The organism is Streptococcus sp. (assembly GCF_019414905.1).
GTDB lineage: Bacteria > Bacillota > Bacilli > Lactobacillales > Streptococcaceae > Streptococcus.
In genome coordinates this window covers 1-4,232 of the sequence record NZ_DXLC01000152.1, presented here as the reverse complement: position 1 = coordinate 4,232, position 4,232 = coordinate 1, and the positions used below count along the sequence as shown (strand labels likewise).

1 protein-coding gene and 2 pseudogenes are annotated in these 4,232 nt (G+C 36.3%); all 3 read right to left on the bottom strand.

The window, feature by feature from the left end:
- Nucleotides 1-266 precede the first annotated feature (266 nt).
- Nucleotides 267-581, bottom strand: a pseudogene (locus QZ359_RS04635) (helix-turn-helix domain-containing protein).
- An 81-nt stretch (nucleotides 582-662) separates the two neighbouring features.
- A complete protein-coding gene (locus tag QZ359_RS04630; RefSeq protein ID WP_293963325.1) occupies nucleotides 663-3,794 on the bottom strand; it encodes a type I restriction endonuclease subunit R in 3,132 nt (1,043 codons plus the stop codon).
- A 2-nt stretch (nucleotides 3,795-3,796) separates the two neighbouring features.
- Nucleotides 3,797-4,232 (bottom strand): annotated as a pseudogene (locus tag QZ359_RS04625) (anticodon nuclease); the annotation flags it as partial.

Genomic DNA, 4,232 nt, shown 5'->3' with positions numbered 1-4,232 from the left:
ATTAGTAATTCTTATAAGTGACTATGGCTTGTTATTAGAAAAGACTATAGGTTGATTTTTCTTTTGTAATTCTGATATTTCCCTGAAAAGTGCGGACGGGAGCAACTTACTTCGTAATTTCATCCCTAATTTTTGAGCCAGAATGTCTCAAAAATTCCGTTCTAGATAATAATAAATTATTATCTAGAATACCACTATAGCGGGAAATATCCGCTAAAAGCTCACTTCGTTCGCACTTGATATAAATAAAGCATAATTTTTCTATATTATACACTTGAGGCACTATAACTGTTAAATTTGTTAAAGTTTTCCAACTTCTTCCTTTCAACTCTTTCTCTGTTCGAGGGGGCGACTGCTAATGTCTTTCCTAAACTGGCTAAAACTTTCAAGACTGTGTCCAACTGGGGGCTAGTCTTGCCTGTTTCCATCCTAGCTATGACAGGCTGGCTTACTCCACTAAGTTCTTCTAGCTTTTTCTGGCTGATTCACTTGAAAAATATAGAATCTGCCACCTTCCAAGAATATTTTGAGATTCTCAAAAACGATAGAAACAATTTCCTAAAAGCAGAAAATAGAATAATAAAAAAGTAGCTATTAAGTACATTTGATAGCTACTTTTTATTGTTTAGGCAGATTTATTTCGTTACTCAATCAAATGATTCTTAAATTTCTCCACCAATTCCCTTGAATTTTTCAACAAAACGACTGATCTTTTGGAAAACGGTTTGTTTTTTTGTACGATATTGTGGATTTAGTGGGCTCATTTTCGGCAGAGCTTCATTCAAATCATTCCCATTTTCACTAGCATACTCATACTTCAACGAAGCTTGTATGTAGCGCTTAGCACTTTGTTCATTTAATCCCTCAGTCTGTATCAACTCATCTGCTTCCCTTTTCTGCTCACTTTGCGCAAAAATAAAGAACTGTTCAATGATATCTGATTTATCAGCAAAACTATCTAAATCACTGTCATGGATGAAAGCGACTATCAAATCTTCCTTAGCTCGATTGCCAAGACTTGCTCGAATCGTCCGAGTAATTTCCGAAACAAGTTCATCCTTATCTGAAACCTTTTTATTAGTCTCAAAAATGAGCTCTAAGATATAATCCAGATTGATTTCTTGGGATTTTAATAATTCAACTTCAAAAACAATCGAATCCCAATCAACTTTAGATTCGCTATCTTCCTGATTACGACGTTCATTCTCATACCATGACTTAATGTCATTATAGGTTGAACGGTAGTCTTGAATTTCCCTAGTACTTGGGATGTCTAACCTAGATAACTCCTCTAAAGTTTCATCATCCACATGGAAACGTTCCTTGAAAGCCTCTACAGCCTTATCATCTAAGATATCAAGTTCTTGTAAAGCTCGTAGACTCATGAAATCATCGTAGTTTTGTAAGATATTATCTAAACGAAGAAATTGACCAAACAAAGATACAAATTCTTTCTTATCACGCTCTTTAATGATAGCTTGCGGGTACGGGAATTTTTCTTGCAACTCTTGAACAACGTCCATATAACCTTTTTGCTCTTCACCAGCCTCCGTAAAGCCTGTCATATACTCTTGATAAGAACGTTCAAGCAAGACTTCTGCTGTCTCAGTCTTTCCAAATAGCTTAATAGCATCAGTTGTAGCCTTCTCTAAATCCCGGAAGGTTACAATATTCCCAAATGACTTAGTAGCATCATAAATTCGATTGGTGCGTGAAAAAGCTTGGATTAAACCATGATATCTCAGATTTTTATCCACAAATAAAGTATTTAAAGTCGGTGCATCAAAACCAGTCAAGAACATCCCAACTACAATTAAGAGATCCACTTCCCGATTTTTGACACGTTTAGCCAAATCACGATAGTAATTCTGAAAATCATTACCGTTAATAGTAAAATTAGTGCCAAACAACTGATTATAATCAGTTATACAGCTGCTCAAAAATTCTTTACTACTAATATCCGCTAAATCTGCCGGTGAAAAGCTCTCATCGTCAATTTCACCAATAGCTGCCTGAGATTCATTCGCGGCATAGGAAAAGATAGTCGCAATCTTCAATGGTTTTTCAGAATCTTTTTGCTGATTTTGCAACTCTTGATAGTAGGCTTTTGCTGCATCAACACTTGAAACAGCAAACATAGCATTGAAACCTTTACCAGTTAATCGATGCGTTTTTTGATCAAAATGATCTAAGACATATCTAGATATTTCAGTGATTCGAGTCGGATGAAGCAGTGCTTTCTTATTTTCAGCCGCAGATAACTTGGTTAAGTCCTGTTCGCTTTCAATTGACTTAAACTGCGGACGAACGTCATTATAATCCACCATGAACTTCAGAACTTTTTGATCTCGAATCGCATCAGTTAGCACATAGGCATGTAACTCACGACCGAAAACAGATACGGTCGTGTCTGTCCCTAATGCATTTCCCTTTCGAATTAGTTTACCAGAGGCATCATACTTGTCTGGTAAAATCGGTGTACCCGTAAAACCAAACTGGCAATATTTCTTAAATTTCTGTCTGAGTCGCTTTTGCGCTTCACCAAACTGAGAACGATGACATTCATCAAAAATGAAAACCACTTGCTTTTGATAAATTTCATGCTGGCTCTCGCTGCTCATAAAGTTGTTAAGCTTTTGAATAGTCGTCACGACAATTTTATTATCATCTTTCTCGATATTGCGTTTGAGTCCTGCAGTACTATTTGAACCGTTGACTGAGTCAGGTGAAAATCGCTGGTACTCTTTCATAGTCTGATAATCCAAGTCCTTGCGGTCCACCACAAAGAAAACCTTATCCACTTCTTCCATCTCAGTAGCAAGTCTAGCAGCTTTAAAACTTGTCAGGGTCTTCCCTGAACCGGTAGTATGCCAAATATAGCCACCTGTATCAGGACCGCTTTTGATTTTTGAAGCAATAGCTGAACGTATCTTCCAAATGATTCTCTCAGTTGCCGCAATCTGATAAGGACGCATGATGAGAAGAGTGTCATTAGTATCAAAGACAGAATAATTTATCAAGACATTTAACAAGGTCTGTTGACTTAAGAAAGTTGCTGTAAAGTCCTTCAAGTCCTTAATAGGATTATTATTTTTCAAAGCCCAGTTCATGGTAAACTCATAAGAATTCTTATCTCGCTTGGTCGTATTAGCAAAATACCGAGTATCCGTTCCGTTTGAAATGATAAAAATCTGAAGGTACTTAAAGAGAGAATTCTCCCCATTGAAACTCTCTTTACTATATCTATGCACCTGATTAAAGGCCTCTCGAATCGCAACTCCTCGTTTTTTAAGCTCAATTTGTACCAGAGGCAATCCATTTACCAACAAGGTTACATCATAACGATTGCTACTGGTGCCAACTTGCTTCATTTGATTAATGACTTGCAGTTTGTTTCGACTAATATTTTTCTTATCCCATAGATAGATATTCTGGATATGCCCATCATCAAAGATAAAATCATAAATATAGTTGTCATGAAGTTTTCTGGTACGATCAATCAAACTGTCACTGGGTTTATTGAGATACTCATCCAAGAAGCGCAACCACTCAGCATCTGTAAAAACCACATTATTCAGAACTTCCATCTGGATCTTGAGATTAGCCAAAAGCGCCTCTGGGGTCGCTAAATAAGTAAGGTACTCGTATCCTTGCTGGCGCAAGTCAGCAATCAGTTCCTTCTCCAAGTCCGCCTCGGTCTGATACTGACTAGGCTGTTCTAACTTGGTATACTTTTCTAAAATGATAAAATTATCTGACTCAACAATAGCTGTAGTGAGTGTACTTTCAGACATAATTACTCCTTTTTATAAAAATGGTATCGCTCTATAAAATCATTAAAAAGATAAGTCAACATTTTCTTGTGCTCAGGATTTAATTCAGCAACTTCATCAGCTGAATGTTTAGAATGACTTGCAAAATCTAAAATCCTTTTTTTGTAAGCATTCTTCACACTATCATCAGCATCTTGCGGAAACAACTCTTTCCAGTCTTTATATCCTAAAAAAGTCGATGTTTTTTCATACAAATTCCGTAGAAAATTAAAATGAAATTTTTGAATATTACCATTTTCTATCGCCTGAGTAATTTGTTCACATAGAAATAAATGGTAGGCAAAGGGAGAGTCTTTCCTTTGATTGGGCATTAGATATGTTCCATCCTCTAATTTCTCAAGTCTATATTTATTCGCGTTACCAAGTTCATTGTGCAAAACATTGTAAAATAGAGGACTA